This is a genomic window from Collinsella aerofaciens (assembly GCF_040926405.1).
Taxonomy (GTDB): domain Bacteria; phylum Actinomycetota; class Coriobacteriia; order Coriobacteriales; family Coriobacteriaceae; genus Collinsella.
Map to the genome: position 1 here is coordinate 1 of NZ_JBCOIG010000057.1, position 1,882 is coordinate 1,882.

General features: G+C 57.4%; 2 protein-coding genes. Both read left to right on the forward strand.

Translation table 11 applies throughout. The annotated features are described in order from the left end of the window. The first annotated feature begins 303 nt into the window (after positions 1 to 303). Positions 304 to 1,047 (forward strand): DMT family transporter, encoded by a 744-nt coding sequence (locus AB5758_RS09630; RefSeq protein ID WP_271737358.1) that lies wholly within the window; start codon positions 304 to 306, stop codon positions 1,045 to 1,047. 224 nt (positions 1,048 to 1,271) lie between these two features. Continuing rightward, positions 1,272 to 1,882 (forward strand): PTS mannose/fructose/sorbose/N-acetylgalactosamine transporter subunit IIC (locus tag AB5758_RS09635; RefSeq protein WP_368155541.1); only part of this gene is annotated, 611 nt, incomplete at its 3' end.

The following is a 1,882-nucleotide window of genomic DNA, read 5'->3' on the forward strand; positions in this document are numbered from 1 at the left end:
CCATGGTGCTGATCGTGGCCACCATGGTCGTGGGCATCATCGGCGCGTTCTTCGGCGTGCTGGCGTAAGGGCCCGGCCTATTATCTGCCCCCAAGGGAAACGGCGACCCATTGCGGTCGCCGTTTTTTATTACCGAAAGCTAGCTGGAGGTGCTTCGTGATTCGATCTGACAATCCACCCGATAATGGCGTGAGCGGGGCGATGTATCTATTTGGCACGGCGCTCTTATGGAGTTTTATCGGCATCCTCGTTCGCGCCAATTCGCAGTCAGCTCTTTTGATCGGTGCCGTTACGGCAATATTTATGGCGCTCTTTATCCTGCTCGTCGGTAGGCCCGTCTTCCGCGTCAGCCGTCTTATTGTCCTTGTGGCCGTCTGCAACTTCGTGACGGGCACCACGTTTAACTTTGCCAACCAGCTCACGACGGTCGGCAACGCGATCGTCCTGCAGTACACCTCGATGATTTTCGTTATCGTGTATCAGTCGCTCGCAACTCGCACGTTGCCCTCGCCTGCGAAGATTGCCTCCGTGTTGGTTGCTTTTACGGGTATGGGACTTTTCTTTTTAGGCGATTTGAGCGCCGAGGGCATGCTCGGCAACCTGCTTGCCGTCATTTCGGGAGCCACCTTTGGGCTGTGTTTCTTTTTGAACTCTCGCCCCGATGCGTCGCCCATGGTGTCCTCGCTCATCTCCTGCGGTATCTCGATGCTGCCGATCGTCTATTTTGCTGGCGCCCTAGACTCCGTGAGACCATTTGAGTGGGGGCTCATGCTGGTGCATGGCCTTTTTTGCAGTGGCCTTGCGAGCGTGCTGTATGCCAAGGGGATCGCGCGAACCAACGCGTTTGCGGCCAACTTGGTTTGCATGAGCGAGGTCGTGCTCGCTCCCTGCTGGTCGGCACTCTTCTTTGGCGAGGTTTTTCGCTGGAACGAGTTTTTGGGCGCGGCGATTATCGTTTTGGTGATTGTGGCCAACTTGGCATCCGATGCCTTTGGCGATGGCTTTCTGGTGGCGCTTGTCCGCCATCGAAACAAAGAGCGCGCCTGATGAGATACGTCTGCCGTTTACGGTAAAAACACCCCGCTGAGCGAGTGGTATTAAATAGTAAGAACCTGCATATCTATAATTGGTATCAAATCATTTGTGCCTGGCATGGGTGTTAGCAGCACACCAGGTACGCTTCGAGCCGTGGAATCGAACTCCCGGAATTGATATCAACAACGCGCGCGACGGGAGTGACGACGGTTCGAGATTCCTTATTGGGAGGAATTATGCTTGTCCAAGCAATCCTCGTCGGCTTAGTCGGAGCGTTTGGATGTCTCGACTACCAGCTCGGCACCCTCTACGCGTTCCGCCCCATCGTCCTGTGCCCGCTCGTGGGCCTGGTGCTGGGGGACCTGCAGACCGGCCTTGCCGTTGGCGCCAGCCTGGAGTTGCTGTTCATGGGCTCGATCTCCATCGGCGCCTACGTACCGCCTAACGAAACCGTCGGCGGCGTGCTCGCCTGCGCGTTTGCCATTCAGCTCGGTCAGGGTACCGAGACGGCCATCGCGCTCGCCATGCCTATCGCCGTCCTTTCGCTGACGATCGGCAACATTACGGATGCTGGATTCTCGATCATTGTTGACATTGCTGACAAGTGCGCTGCCAAGGGCAACCTCAAGGGTATCTACGCGGCACATTGGAGCATGGGCCTCTTTGGCTGCCTTGAGTACTTCCTGCTGTGCGGCGGCGCATTCTACCTGGGCTCCGATGCCATCCAGGGCCTGCTCGACTTCATCCCGACCTTTGTGATCGACGGTTGCGGCGTTGCCGCCAACATCCTGCCTGCCATGGGCTTCGCCATGCTCGGCCGCCTGGTGCTCACCAAGCAGCTCGTGCC

What these genes read in the sequence shown, in the direction of transcription:
- AB5758_RS09630 (WP_271737358.1), top strand. Translation starts at nt 304, where the DNA reads ATGGCGCTCTTTATCCTGCTCGTCGGTAGGCCCGTCTTCCGCGTCAGC.